The organism is Micromonospora sp. CPM1 (genome assembly GCF_023896895.1).
GTDB classification, from domain to species: Bacteria; Actinomycetota; Actinomycetes; order Mycobacteriales; family Micromonosporaceae; genus Micromonospora; species Micromonospora tulbaghiae.
The window spans coordinates 22,016-33,829 of record NZ_JAMHIU010000037.1; the positions used below are offsets into that span (position 1 = coordinate 22,016).

General features: G+C 73.0%; 15 protein-coding genes. 7 read left to right on the forward strand and 8 right to left on the reverse strand.

Annotated elements, in window-relative coordinates:
- Positions 1-48 precede the first annotated feature (48 nt).
- A complete protein-coding gene (locus M8C11_RS28335) occupies positions 49-582 on the forward strand; it encodes a nucleotidyltransferase domain-containing protein (protein ID WP_252454418.1) in 534 nt (177 codons plus the stop codon).
- A 40-nt stretch (positions 583-622) separates the two neighbouring features.
- Positions 623-1,588 (forward strand): chlorophyllase, encoded by a 966-nt coding sequence (locus M8C11_RS28340; RefSeq protein ID WP_252454420.1) that lies wholly within the window; start codon positions 623-625, stop codon positions 1,586-1,588.
- Positions 1,589-1,592: 4 nt separating this feature from the next.
- On the opposite strand, the gene M8C11_RS28345 is transcribed toward M8C11_RS28340, so the two are convergent.
- The 3 genes from M8C11_RS28345 to M8C11_RS28355 form a co-directional block, all read right to left on the reverse strand.
- On the reverse strand, positions 1,593-2,546 hold the full coding sequence (locus M8C11_RS28345) for a zinc-binding dehydrogenase (protein ID WP_121686686.1): 954 nt from the start codon (positions 2,544-2,546) through the stop codon (positions 1,593-1,595).
- An 86-nt stretch (positions 2,547-2,632) separates the two neighbouring features.
- Positions 2,633-3,808, reverse strand: a complete 1,176-nt coding sequence (locus tag M8C11_RS28350; RefSeq protein WP_120573292.1) for an NADP-dependent malic enzyme — start codon at positions 3,806-3,808, stop codon at positions 2,633-2,635.
- Between the two features lie 157 nt (positions 3,809-3,965).
- Positions 3,966-4,304 (reverse strand): S26 family signal peptidase, encoded by a 339-nt coding sequence (locus M8C11_RS28355; protein ID WP_252454422.1) that lies wholly within the window; start codon positions 4,302-4,304, stop codon positions 3,966-3,968.
- Between the two features lie 78 nt (positions 4,305-4,382).
- On the opposite strand from M8C11_RS28355, the gene sodN reads away from it, so the two are divergent.
- Genes sodN through M8C11_RS28370 form a run of 3 tightly spaced genes read left to right on the forward strand, consistent with a single transcriptional unit; the run spans position 4,383 to position 5,748 of the window.
- Positions 4,383-4,787, forward strand: a complete 405-nt coding sequence (gene sodN / locus M8C11_RS28360; protein ID WP_013288353.1) for a superoxide dismutase, Ni — start codon at positions 4,383-4,385, stop codon at positions 4,785-4,787.
- Positions 4,784-5,308: a GNAT family N-acetyltransferase gene (locus M8C11_RS28365; protein WP_252454424.1), complete on the forward strand. Its 525-nt coding sequence runs from the start codon at positions 4,784-4,786 to the stop codon at positions 5,306-5,308. Before sodN ends, M8C11_RS28365 begins: the two co-directional genes overlap by 4 nt.
- A gap of 32 nt (positions 5,309-5,340) precedes the next feature.
- Positions 5,341-5,748, forward strand: a complete 408-nt coding sequence (locus tag M8C11_RS28370) for an ATP-binding protein (RefSeq protein WP_047894358.1) — start codon at positions 5,341-5,343, stop codon at positions 5,746-5,748.
- A gap of 48 nt (positions 5,749-5,796) precedes the next feature.
- On the opposite strand, the gene M8C11_RS28375 is transcribed toward M8C11_RS28370, so the two are convergent.
- Positions 5,797-6,198: a hypothetical protein gene (locus M8C11_RS28375; protein WP_120574141.1), complete on the reverse strand. Its 402-nt coding sequence runs from the start codon at positions 6,196-6,198 to the stop codon at positions 5,797-5,799.
- A 43-nt stretch (positions 6,199-6,241) separates the two neighbouring features.
- On the opposite strand from M8C11_RS28375, the gene M8C11_RS28380 reads away from it, so the two are divergent.
- Together M8C11_RS28380 and M8C11_RS28385 are read left to right on the forward strand one after the other, a co-directional pair.
- Positions 6,242-7,192 carry a diacylglycerol kinase family protein gene (locus tag M8C11_RS28380; protein ID WP_120573289.1) on the forward strand — a complete coding sequence of 317 codons (951 nt, stop codon included), beginning with the start codon at positions 6,242-6,244 and terminating at the stop codon, positions 7,190-7,192.
- Between the two features lie 447 nt (positions 7,193-7,639).
- Positions 7,640-7,897 (forward strand): WhiB family transcriptional regulator, encoded by a 258-nt coding sequence (locus tag M8C11_RS28385; protein ID WP_013288358.1) that lies wholly within the window; start codon positions 7,640-7,642, stop codon positions 7,895-7,897.
- A 62-nt stretch (positions 7,898-7,959) separates the two neighbouring features.
- Here the strand turns inward: M8C11_RS28385 and M8C11_RS28390 are convergent, their stop codons facing one another.
- The 4 genes from M8C11_RS28390 to M8C11_RS28405 are packed head-to-tail and all read right to left on the reverse strand — an operon-like array spanning position 7,960 to position 11,301.
- The gene (locus M8C11_RS28390) at positions 7,960-8,709 is read right to left on the reverse strand and encodes a sirohydrochlorin chelatase (RefSeq protein WP_252454426.1); all 750 of its coding nucleotides are present in this window, start codon (positions 8,707-8,709) and stop codon (positions 7,960-7,962) included.
- Entirely contained in the window at positions 8,691-9,440 is a 750-nt protein-coding gene (locus M8C11_RS28395; protein ID WP_252454428.1) for a phosphoadenylyl-sulfate reductase, read from the reverse strand. Before M8C11_RS28395 ends, M8C11_RS28390 begins: the two co-directional genes overlap by 19 nt.
- Complete coding sequence (locus M8C11_RS28400; RefSeq protein WP_120573286.1) at positions 9,437-9,595, reverse strand: IS1 family transposase; 159 nt, start codon at positions 9,593-9,595, stop codon at positions 9,437-9,439. Before M8C11_RS28400 ends, M8C11_RS28395 begins: the two co-directional genes overlap by 4 nt.
- Positions 9,592-11,301: a nitrite/sulfite reductase gene (locus M8C11_RS28405; protein ID WP_252454430.1), complete on the reverse strand. Its 1,710-nt coding sequence runs from the start codon at positions 11,299-11,301 to the stop codon at positions 9,592-9,594. The genes M8C11_RS28400 and M8C11_RS28405 overlap by 4 nt, the downstream gene beginning before the upstream one ends.
- Between the last annotated feature and the right edge of the window lie 513 nt (positions 11,302-11,814).

Sequence of the window (11,814 nt, forward strand, 5' to 3'; positions counted from 1 at the left end):
ACAACGGGGCGGGCGGCGAGGGCTGGGCGGGGTGGGTAGCGTGCCGGGGTGGACGGGCTGGAGGGGCGGCAGCTGGGGGCGATCCGCGAGGTCGTCGACGTGTGCGACGCCTGCGGAGTGGACGTTTGGCTGCGCGGAGGGTGGGCGATGGACTTCCACCTCGGTGAAGTGACCCGGCCGCACGTCGACGTCGACTGGTACTGCTGGCGGCGCGACGCCGACACGCTGGCGGACCGGCTCGGCGCGCTCGGCTGGCGCCCCGACCCCCGGATGCCCGCCACGACACAGCTCGACCTGCTGCGCGACGACGTCGAGCTGAGCTTCGCGTACCTCGACCGGGACGCGGACGGCCAGGTGGTCGTCGGCGCCGGACCGTGGGCGGGCACGCTCCTGCCGGACGGCATGCTCGCCGGGCCGCCCGGCCGGGTCGGCACGCTCGCGGCACCTGTGATCAGCGTCGCCGCGCAGATCGAGTTCAAGGAGATGTTCCCGGTCTGGATGCCGGAGCGCCCGCGCCGGGCCAAGGACGCGGACGACCTGGCCCGTCTCCGGGCGTCAGCGGGTGGTCACCCGGCGCGCTGACCGGGCCTGGTGGCCGGAATCGCGAGGCACAATCGAGTTCATGCGCCGTCGTCCCGCCGCCCTGCTCACCGCCGCCGTGCTCGGCGCTGCCCTCACCGGCTGCTCGGAGCAGCCCACCGCCCCGGCCGGGCGGCCCGCACCCGACGTCCCACCGACCACCACCACACCCGCTCCGCGCGTACCGGCGGGCAAGGCCCCCACGGAGAGCTTCGCGGTCGGCGTACGCCAGGTGAAGCTGAACCGCGACGGCGAGCGGCCGTTGCCGGTGACGCTCTGGTACCCGGCGGCGGGCTCGGCCGGTGGCGCGGTCGAGCGTTCCGCCGCGGCGGCCGACGGGCGGTTCCCGGTGGTGCTGTTCAGCCACGGCCTGAGCGCGCGGCCGGAGGACTACCAGGCGCTGCTGACCCGCTGGGCGGCGGCCGGTTTCGTGGTCGCCGCGCCGCGTTTCCCGCACACCTCCCGGGGCACCGACGGCAACCCGCTGGACGTGCTCAACCAGCCGGCCGACGTGTCGTACGTGCTGACGCAGGTGCTCGCGCTGGGCGAGAAGGCGGGCGATCCGCTGCGCGGCCGGCTGGACCCGGAGCGGGTGGCCGCGACCGGGCACAGCGCCGGCGGTGTGACCACGATCGGGTTGTTCACCGCCGGCCGGGACGAGCGGCTGGACGCGGGCATCGTCTTCGCCGGCACCGCGCTCGGTGTGGGCACCGCGTTCGCCGGCGCCGCCGCGCCGCAGTTGTTCGTGCACGGCGAGGCCGACGAGGTGGTGTCGTACGCCGCCGGCAAGGCCGTGTACGACGCGGTGCCGTGGCCGAAGGCGATGCTCAGCCTGCCCAAGGGCGACCACGGCCGGGCGCTGCTCGGCGACGGCAAGGCGCTGGGCGTGGTCGCCGACACCACTGTCGAGTTCCTCCGCTGGACGCTCTACGGCGACCCGGCGGCGAAGAAGCGCCTCCCGGCCGACGCCGCCCGGGGCGGCCTGGCCACCCTGGACGACCGGCTCTGAGACGTCAGGCGGTGTGGTCGACGACCACCTTGCCGAAGACCTCACCGGAGTGCAGCCGGGCGAACGCCTCGGAGATCTCGCTGAACGGCACCACCCGGTCGACCACCGGGCGCACCTCGTGCTCGGCGCAGAACGCGAGCAGCTCGGTCAGCTCGTCCGGGGTGCCCATCGAGGTGCCGAGGATCTCCAGCTGCATGGCGAAGACCCGCCGCAGGTTGACCTTGGGCTCGTGCCCGGCGGTGGCGCCGGAGACCACGATCCGGGCCAGCGGGGCGGCCGACTTCAGCGAGTGGTCGAAGGTGGCCGCACCGACCGTCTCGATCACCACGTCGACCCGCTCCGGCAGCCGCGCGCCGGGCTCCAGCGCGGTCGCGCCCAGCTCGGCGATCCGCTCCCGCTTGGCGGCGTCGCGGCTGGTCGCGTACACCCGCTTGCCGAGCGCGACGCCGAGCGCGACGGCCGCGGTGGCCACGCCGCCGCCGGCGCCCTGGACCAGCACCGACTCGCCGTCGGCGACCCGGCCCTTGGTGGTCAGCATCCGCCAGGCGGTGAGCCAGGCCGTGGGCAGGCACGCCGCGTCGGTGGCCGACAGGCCGTCGGGCAGCGGCAGCAGGTTCATCCGGGGTACGGCGACAAGCTCGGCGAACGTGCCCTGGTAGTGCTCGGAGAGGATGGAGACCCCGCGCGGGTCGCCGGGGGTGGGCACCACCGGGTAGATGACCACCTCGTTGCCGTCCGGGTCGGTGCCGACCGCGTCGCAGCCCAGGATCATCGGGAGCTGGTCGGCGGTCAGGCCCACGCCGCGCAGCGACCAGAGGTCGTGGTGGTTGAGCGAGCTGGCCCGGACCCGCACGGTGACCCAGTCGTCCTGCGGGTGGGTCGGCTCGGGACGGTCGCCGACGGCGAGGGCGGCGAGCGGGTTGTCGGCGTCGAAGGCCGAGGCGAAGGCAGCACGCATGATCGGCACGGTAACAAGCTGAGCAGCGGTTAAGAAGGGGCCCGTCCTATGCGAAACGCGACAGGACGGGCCCCTTCCCGTACACGTCAGCGGCGGGCGACCCCGTCGCGGCGGGCGGCCTCCGCGACCGCCTCGGCCACCGCCGGTGCGACTCGCGGGTCCAGCGGCGAGGGCACGATCGCGTCGGCGGTCAGCGACTCGGCCACCACGCCGGCGATGGCGTCGGCGGCGGCCACCTTCATCGAGTCGGTGATCCGGGTGGCCCCGGCGTCCAGCGCGCCCCGGAACACACCCGGGAACGCGAGCACGTTGTTGATCTGGTTCGGGTAGTCGCTGCGCCCGGTGGCGACCACCGCCACATGCCGGGCGGCCACCTCGGGGTGCACCTCCGGGGTGGGGTTGGCCAGCGCGAACACGATGCCACCGGGAGCCATGCCGGCCACCGCCGCCTCCGGGATCTGGCCGCCGGAGACGCCCACGAGCACGTCCGCGTCGCGCAGCGCCTCGGTGATGTCGCCCTGCCGGCCCTCGGCGTTGGTGATCTCGGCCAGCTCGGCCTTGGTGCCGGTCAGCTCGCGGTGCCGGCCGATGATGCCGCGCGAGTCGCACACCACCACCCGGTCCGGGTCGACGCCGCCGGCGATCAGCATCTTGGTGACCGCCACCCCGGCCGCGCCCGCGCCGCTGACCGCCACCCGCAGGTCACCGAGCTTGCGGTTGAGCAGCGTCGCGGCGTTGCGCAGCGCGGCGAGCACCACGATCGCGGTGCCGTGCTGGTCGTCGTGGAAGACCGGGATGTCCAGCGCCTCGTCGAGCCGGCGCTCCACCTCGAAGCAGCGCGGGGCGCTGATGTCCTCCAGGTTGATCCCGCCGAACGAGGGCGCGAGCGCCTTGACCGTCGCGACGATCTCGTCCACGTCCTGGGTGTCCAGGCAGACCGGCACCGCGTCCACGCCGGCGAACTGCTTGAACAGCACCGCCTTGCCCTCCATCACGGGCAGCGCGGCGCGCGGGCCGATGTTGCCGAGACCGAGTACGGCGGAACCGTCGGTGACCACGGCGACGGTGTGCGACACCCAGGTGTAGGTGTCGGCCAGCGCGGGGTCGGCGGCGATCGCCTCGCACACCCGGGCGACACCCGGGGTGTACGCGAGGGAGAGATCCTCGCGGCTGGTCAGCGGCACTGTGGAGGCGACTGCCATCTTGCCGCCGACGTGCAGGCGGAAGACGGGATCGGCGGGGTCCGGGGTGGACGAAGACATGGTGACTCCAGGATCTGTCGAGCAGACGGACCGGCCGGCGTGGTCAGCGGTGGTCAGCGACCGGCGGCGCGGCGGTGCGGGGGTCACCCGGGCACTTTTCGAGCATAGTCACGCTTCGGCACCCAGTATGTGAGCGGGGTCATATCCGCTCCGGTCGTTACCTGCTCCTGACCCGTCCCGGACGCGGCCACCAGCGGGCCACCACCCGGCCCCGGACGTCGGCCACCCCGTACGCGCGGGAGTCGTCGGCGACGAACTCGTTGTCGCCGCGCAACCACCATCCGCCGTCGCGCGGTTCCACCGCCCGCTTGACGACGAGCAGGTCGGGACGGCTGCGGAACACCGCGACGACCACGTCCCCGGGGCGTACCGGCCGGCCTCCGGTGCGGACCAGCACCGCGTCGCCGTGACGCAGCGTCGGGGACATGGACGGGCCGGTCACCAGCACCGGCACCAGCGGGCCGCGCAGAGCCGGGGATTCACCGGTGGGCGCCATGTCACCTCCCAGCCCCCGAGGGCGTCTCCAGGAGTAATGTCGTCTTGGATCATCGCAAACAACCCATGGAGGACCCTGATGCGCCTTCCCCGCATCCTCACGCCCCGGGTGACGGCCAGCGCTCACTGCGACCTGCCCTGCGGCGTATACGACCCGGCCCAGGCCCGGATCGAGGCCGAGTCGGTCAAAATGATCTGCGAGAAGTACCAGGCCAACACCGACCCGGAGTTCCGCACCCGCGCCATCCTGATCAAGGAGCAGCGGGCCGAGCTGGTCAAGCACCACCTGTGGGTGCTCTGGACCGACTACTTCAAGGCTCCGCACTTCGAGAAGTACCCGCACCTGCACCAGCTGTTCAACGAGGCCACCAAGCTGGCCGGCGCGGCCGGCGCCAAGGGCGGCACCGACCCGGCCAAGGCCGACGAGCTGCTGGCGAAGATCGACGAGATCTCGAAGATCTTCTGGGAGACCAAGCAGGCGTGACGTCGCCCGACGTCACTCCGACGATCCGGCCGGTACGTCCCGAGGACGTACCGGCCGTCGTCGCCATGGTGCACGAACTCGCCGAGTACGAGCGCGCGCCCGAGCAGTGCCACCTCACCACGGCACAGCTCGACGCGGCCCTGTTCGGCCCGTCCCCGGCGCTGTACGGCCACGTCGCGGTCGACGCGTCGGACCGGCCGGTCGGCTTCGCGCTCTGGTTCCTCAACTTCTCCACCTGGGCCGGCGTGCACGGCATCTACCTGGAGGATCTCTACGTCCGCCCGGACGCCCGGGGCACCGGCGCGGGCCGGATGCTGCTCGCCACGCTCGCCGCGATCTGCGTGGAGCGCGGCTACCAGCGGCTGGAGTGGTGGATGATCAATTGGAACCCGGCGGCCCGCTTCTACGCCGCGATCGGCGCCACGCCGATGGACGAGTGGACCCCGTACCGCCTGGCCGGGCCGGCGTTGCGCGAGCTCGCCACGCACGCGACGGCCGTGCCCACGCGGCCCGCCCCCTGACCGGGTAGAGTCCCGCACCGGGGGGAGGAGCCGTGACTCAACTGACCGGGCACCCGACGACCGACGACGACGTCGTCCACCTCACCGTGCCCGCCGACGGTGGTTACCTCGGCGTGCTCCGCACCGCCACGGCCGGCCTCGCGGCCCGGCTGCAGTTCGCCCTCGACGAGATCGAGGATCTGCGCATCGCCGTCGACGAGGCGTGCGCCATGCTGCTCGCCATCGCCACCCGCGACGCCGAGCTGGAGTGCCGCTTCGCGGTCACCGAGGACGCGCTCACCGTCGAGGTGACGGTGCCGACGGTCCGGGGCGCCACGCTCCCGTCCGAGTCGTCGTTCGCGTGGAAGGTGCTCACCGCGCTGACCACCGGCGCGAACGCCCACGCGTCCGGCGGCCGGGCCACCATCTCGCTTCTGACCCGCCGCGCCGGCGGATTCTGACCGGCCCTTCCCGCCACCGGCCCGGCGGCGTCCGGGCCGGGTCTGCGTTCAGCGGGCCGGCTCGCCGAAGCCCAGCGCGCGGTTGGTCGGACCGCTCACCAGCAACGCGACCATGCCGATCCCGAGCACCATCAGCGGCACGCCGAGCCAGCCCATGCCGCCCTCGATCATGAACCAGCCGACCGGCAGCAGCATGAGCTGAAGCACGATGGCCGGCGCGCGGGCCCCGGCACGGCGGCGGGACAGCGCGCCGCCGAGCGCCCAGAGCGCCACCGCGCCGCCGACGGCGAAGACGGTCACCAGCAGTGCCGAGGTCAGATCCGTCGTGTCGGCGGTGAGGTCGGACCAGATGAGCCACACCGCGATCAGCCCCAGCGCCACCGCCTGGGCTCGTAGCAGGAGCACCGCGGCGCGCAGCGTGCCGGGGAGCGGGTCGGAGTCGATCGTCACGGGCGCCACGATACCGGTGGGTAGTCGCGGTACAGTGCCGCCCATGCGGGCCGTCCTGGTGGTCAATCCGAAGGCCACCACCACCAGCGAGCGCAGCCGGGACGTGCTGGTCCGGGCGTTGCGCAGTGAAGTCGACCTGTCGGTGCGGTACACCCGCCGACGGGGCCACGCCATGGACCTGGCCCGGGAGGCCGCCCAGGAGGGCGTCGACCTGGTCGTCACGCTCGGCGGCGACGGCACCGTCAACGAGGTGGTGAACGGCCTGATGGCGGCGGAGCCGCCGACGTTCCGCACCGGACAGACCTCGGCCGAGCGGCTGCCCGCGCTGGCCACCGTGCCGGGCGGTTCGACGAACGTGTTCGCCCGCGCGCTCGGGCTGCCCCGGGAGTGGCCGGACGGCACCAGCATGATCCTGGAAGGGCTGCGGCTGGGCCGGTCCCGCACGATCGGGCTGGGCCGGGCCGACGACCGCTACTTCACGTTCTGCGCGGGCTTCGGGCTGGACGCGGCGGTGATCCGCCGGGTCGAACAGGCCCGCAAGAAGGGGCGCGTCTCCACCCCGGCGCTCTACTTCCGCTCCACCGCGAGTCAGTACTTCGTCGGCTCGGACCGCCGCCACCCGTCGATCACGCTGGAGCGCCCGGGTGAGGCGCCCGCGACGGAACTGGCCACCGCGATCATCCAGAACACCGCGCCGTGGACGTACCTGGGCGACCGGGAGATCAACCCGAACCCGGAGGCGTCGTTCGACCTCGGGCTCGACGTGCTCGCGCTGCGGCGGCTGCGGGTGGCCAGCACGGCCCGGACGGCGGTGCAGTTCTTCTCCCGGCAGCCGGATCCGCACGGCAAGCAGGTGCTGCGACTGCACGACGTGGCGGAGTTCACCCTGGTCTCGGACCGGCCGCTGCCGTTCCAGCTGGACGGGGACTACCTCGGCGAGCGGGAGAAAGTCCGATTCACATCCGTTCCGGCCGCACTGAGAGTAATCTGCTAGGTCTCGGGTACCCCAGTCGGTTGACGCGGACCCCCCGCCGCGCGGGTGCGGTGGCCGCCACGCCGAGGAAGGGTGCCGGAAATGTCAGCAACGTCACGCAGACCGTACTACATTGATTATCGACTGTGGCACGCCGGGTAACCAGAGCCCTGGTAAACCCGGACAAATGGGTGGTGAGCCCGCTCACTGTTCGGAGTTTTTCCGAGCGTCACCCTTGACATCGCTGTAGTTCGTGAAAGTATTCACAAGCGAACTCGTGTTGCCGGGACATTGCCTGGATATGCTCGTTCGGTTGAGCTGTTCCAGCAGGTCCGGGCACCCCACAGCCTGCTCACGCTGCGCCGAATTGATGGATGCTGACCGTCACCATTCGGCAATGCGGACGCAAATAGAAATAGCAACGAAGCGTTATCTGGCCACCCACTAAGAATGAGGAGTGTTGCCGCCATGGACTGGCGCCACGATTCGGTCTGCCGCGACGAGGACCCGGAGCTGTTCTTCCCGATCGGGACGTCCGGCCCCGCCCTCCTGCAGGTGGAGCAGGCGAAGGCCGTCTGCCGGCGCTGCCCCGTGACCGACCAGTGCCTGCAGTGGGCGCTGGAGTCCGGTCAGGACGCCGGCGTCTGGGGTGGGATGAGCGAGGAGGAGCGTCGCGCGGTGAAGCGCCGCGGCGGCCTCCGGGTGCTGCGCGCTCACTCCGCCTGACCCGTACACGCTGATCGCCCCGGCCGGATTCCGGCCGGGGCGTTCTGCTGTCCCGGACCGGGTCAGCCCGTCACCGCCTCCACCCGCCGCCGGACCAGGTCCGCCAGCTCCGGCAGGTCGGTCAGGGGATCCGCCACCGCCACCGCGCCGGCCGACCGGGCCGACGCGCGTACCCCGTCGTGGAACCGGCCCGGGGCCAGGAAGTAGGCGGCCACCGCGACCCGGCGGGCGCCCGCCGCGCGCAGTCGCGTCACCGCGCCGCCGACCTCCGGGGGCGCCGCCGAGGCGTACGAGACGCGGCAGGGCACGCCCAGCCCGGCGCCGAACGCCGCGGCGACCCGCCCCACCGAGGCGCGCGCCGCCGGATCCCGGGTGCCCGCCGCCGCCAGCACCACCGCGTCCAGCCCGCCCGGCCCGTCGCCGGTCGCCTCCGCCAGGCGGCGGCGCAGCCCGTCCAGCAGCCCGCCGTCCACCCCGCCGCCGGTCGGCCCCAGCACGTCGGTCACCCGTACCTCGATGTCCGCGCCGGCCGCCGCGACCGCCGCCGGGATGTCCACCTTCCGGTGGTACGCGGCGGTCAGCAGCAGCGGCACCAGGACCGCCCGGGAGTGACCGGCGGCGGCCAGCCCGCGCAGCACCTCGGCCGGCCCGGGATCGGTGTGGTCGAGCCAGCTCGGCAGCACCGGACGACCCGGGCAGGTGTCCGCCACGGCCCGGGCCAGCGCCCGGGTCGCCTCCGCCGCACGCGGGTCACGGCTGCCGTGGGCCACCAGCACCACCGGTGGCCCGGCGCTCAGGTGTGCAGGCCGCACTCGGTCTTCTCGAACATCGCCCAGCGGCCGGACCGGGGGTCCTCCCCCGCCTTCGTCCGCCGGGTGCACGGCCAGCAGCCGATCGAGCCGTAGCCGCGGGCGAACAACTCGTTCACCGGGATGTCGTACCGGGCCACGTAGGCGTCCACCTCCCGCTGCGTCCACGCCGCGATCGGGTTCACCTTGACCTTGCCGCGCCGCGCGTCGAAGCCCACCACCGGCGTGTTCGCCCGGGTCGGCGACTCGTCCCGGCGCAGCCCGGCGGCCCAGGCGTCGTACCCGGACAGCGCCCGCTCCAACGGCTCCACCTTGCGCAGCTGGCAGCAGTCGTCCGGGGACCTGTTGAACAGGCGCGGACCGTACTGGCCGTCCTGCTGGCCCACGGTCATCCGGGGCCGGATCGAGCGCACCCGCACCGGCATCCGCCGGGCCACCTCGTCGCGGACCTTCAACGTCTCCAGGAAGTGCAGCCCGGTGTCCAGGAACACCACGTCGACGCCGGGCGCGACCCGGGAGACCAGGTGCGCCAGTACGCCGTCGGCCATCGAACTGGTCACGCAGAACCGCTCGCCGAACGTCTCCACCGCCCACCGCGCGATCTCCAGCGCGGGCGCGTCCGCCAGTTCCCGGCCGGCCTCCTCGGCCAGCGCGCGCAGCTCCTCCGGGTCGCGGCGGGCCGGCTCGGCCGCGCCGATCAGCCCGAGGCCGGCGGCGGAGACCAGGCCGGTCACCGGTTCACCGCCCGGCTCAGCAGGCCGGTGAACTTCACCGTGAAGACCCGCGCGCAGGCGTGGCACTCCCAGGCGCCGTGCCCGGCCTCGTGCGGCCGCAGGTCCTCCTCCCCGCAGTACGGGCAGTAGAGAGGCGCGGATCGGGCATCGCTCATCGGAGCTCCTCCTCGTCGGCTCTGATCACCCAGTTGGCGAACGTCTCGCCCTCGGTCCGGCCGGCCAGGTAGCGGCGGGCGAGCCGTTCCACGTACTCCGGAAGCTCCTCGGCGGTGGTCTTCAGACCGCGCAGCTTGCGGCCGAAGCCGGCGGTCTGCCCCTGCGCCATGCCGAGGCCGCCGCCGAGGTGCACCTGGAAGCCCTCGACCTGCCGGCCGTCCGGGCCGACCACGAGCTGGCCCTTGAGCCCGATGTCGGCGACCTGGGTCCGGGCGCAGGCGTTCGGGCAGCCGTTGAGGTGGATGGAGATGTCCGCGTCGAAGTCGCGCAGCCGCTCCTCCAGGCGCGCGACCAGCTCCTCGCCGCGCCGCTTGGTCTCGACGATGGCGAGCTTGCAGAACTCGATGCCGGTGCAGGCCATCGTGCCGCGCCGCCAGGCCGACGGCCGGGCCTCCAGGCCGATCCCACGCAGCGCCGTGACCAGCTCCTCGGTCCGCTCCGGCGCCACGTCCAGCACGAGCAGCTTCTGGTACGGGGTGAGCCGCACCCGGCCGCTGCCGTGCGCCTCGACCACGTCGGCGAGCTGCGCGAGCTGGGTGCCGGAGACCCGGCCCACCACCGGGGCCGCGCCCACGTAGTTCGCGCCGTCACGCTGGGCGTGCACGCCGATGTGGTCGACCGGCTTCGCCGGCAGGTCCGCGGCCGGACCGTCGAGCAGCGTCCGGCCCAGGTATTCCTTTTCCAGCACCTCGCGGAAGCGCTCCACGCCCCAGTCGGCGACCAGGAACTTCAGCCGGGCCCGGTTGCGCAGGCGGCGGTAGCCGTAGTCGCGGAAGATGCCGACCACGCCGGCCCACACGTCCGGCACCTCGTTCAGCGGCACCCAGACGCCGAGCCGCTTGGCGAGCATCGGGTTGGTGGAGAGCCCGCCGCCGACCCACACGTCGAACCCGGGCCCGTGCTCCGGGTGCTCCACGCCGAGGAACGCGATGTCGTTCGCCTCGTACGGCGTGTCGACCAGCCAGGAGATCGAGGTCTTGAACTTGCGGGGCAGGTTGGAGTACGCCTTGTCGCCGACGTACCGGCGGACGATCTCGTCGATCGCCGGCGTCGGGTCGAGCACCTCGTCCCGGGCCACCCCGGCGACCGGGCTGCCCAGCACGATCCGGGGGCAGTCGCCGCACGCCTCGGTGGTCTGCAGGCCGACCGCCTCCAGCCGGCGCCAGATCTCCGGCATGTCCTCGACCCGGATCCAGTGGTACTGGATGTTCTGCCGGTCGGTGATGTCGGCGGTGTCCCGGGCGAACTCCCGGGAGATGTCCGCGATCACGCGGAGCTGGGCCAGGTTGAGCTGGCCGCCGTCCACCCGCACCCGGAGCATGAAGAACTCGTCCTCCAGCTCGTGCGGCTCCAGCACAGCCGTACGCCCGCCGTCGATGCCGGCCTTGCGCTGGGTGTAGAGGCCCCACCAGCGGAACCGGCCGCGCAGGTCCTGCGGGTCGATCGAGGCGAAACCGCGGTGGGCGTAGATGTTCTCGATCCGGTCCCGCACGTTCAGCGGGTCGTCGTCCTTCTTGATCCGCTCGTTGGGGTTGAGTGGCTCACGGTGCCCGAGCGCCCACTGCCCCTCGCCGCGTGGCCGGCGGGGCGCACGGGCGGCAGGCGCCGGGGTGTCGGGACGGGTCGGGGTGCTGCTGACCGCCATCGCGGCGTCCTCCATGGGTCTGCTGCGGTGCCTGGAGCGCGGACGCGGCGGCCGGCCCTGGGAAGGGCCGTGGACGGCGATGTCGATGACGGCCGGCGCGAGTACGCGCCCGAGACGGAAGGGTCGGGCGTCGTCAGTGGGCCGGACAGATCGCGCTGCGCACGCGGCCGTAATCGACGTGGCGACGAGCCACGAAGCGGCGGACGACAGCGGCGGTCATGTGCCTCATGCTGCCACACCCCGCCCCGCCCGACCACAGCTCCGCCCTGTGATCCCACATCACGGGCCCCCACCCGAGATCGACCCCCATCCACCCCCACCCGCCGCCCTCCCTCCCTCTCCCCCACCCCTCCCGCCCTCTCCCGCGGTGATCAAGGAGTTAACGTCCCCCAACCCGCCACCCCAGGCCGCAATCTCCTTGGTCAACACCGCACTTCCGTCTCCCCACCCCGTCGATCATGAAGTTGGCGGGGACAAAAGGGACGGTGGGCGCCGTCAACTTCATGATCGACC

What these genes read in the sequence shown, in the direction of transcription:
- M8C11_RS28340 (WP_252454420.1), top strand. Translation starts at nt 623, where the DNA reads ATGCGCCGTCGTCCCGCCGCCCTGCTCACCGCCGCCGTGCTCGGCGCT.
- M8C11_RS28345 (WP_121686686.1), bottom strand. Translation starts at nt 2,546, where the DNA reads ATGCGTGCTGCCTTCGCCTCGGCCTTCGACGCCGACAACCCGCTCGCC.
- M8C11_RS28350 (WP_120573292.1), bottom strand. Translation starts at nt 3,808, where the DNA reads ATGTCTTCGTCCACCCCGGACCCCGCCGATCCCGTCTTCCGCCTGCAC.
- M8C11_RS28355 (WP_252454422.1), bottom strand. Translation starts at nt 4,304, where the DNA reads ATGGCGCCCACCGGTGAATCCCCGGCTCTGCGCGGCCCGCTGGTGCCG.
- sodN (WP_013288353.1), top strand. Translation starts at nt 4,383, where the DNA reads ATGCGCCTTCCCCGCATCCTCACGCCCCGGGTGACGGCCAGCGCTCAC.
- M8C11_RS28380 (WP_120573289.1), top strand. Translation starts at nt 6,242, where the DNA reads ATGCGGGCCGTCCTGGTGGTCAATCCGAAGGCCACCACCACCAGCGAG.
- M8C11_RS28385 (WP_013288358.1), top strand. Translation starts at nt 7,640, where the DNA reads ATGGACTGGCGCCACGATTCGGTCTGCCGCGACGAGGACCCGGAGCTG.
- M8C11_RS28400 (WP_120573286.1), bottom strand. Translation starts at nt 9,595, where the DNA reads ATGAGCGATGCCCGATCCGCGCCTCTCTACTGCCCGTACTGCGGGGAG.
- M8C11_RS28405 (WP_252454430.1), bottom strand. Translation starts at nt 11,301, where the DNA reads ATGGCGGTCAGCAGCACCCCGACCCGTCCCGACACCCCGGCGCCTGCC.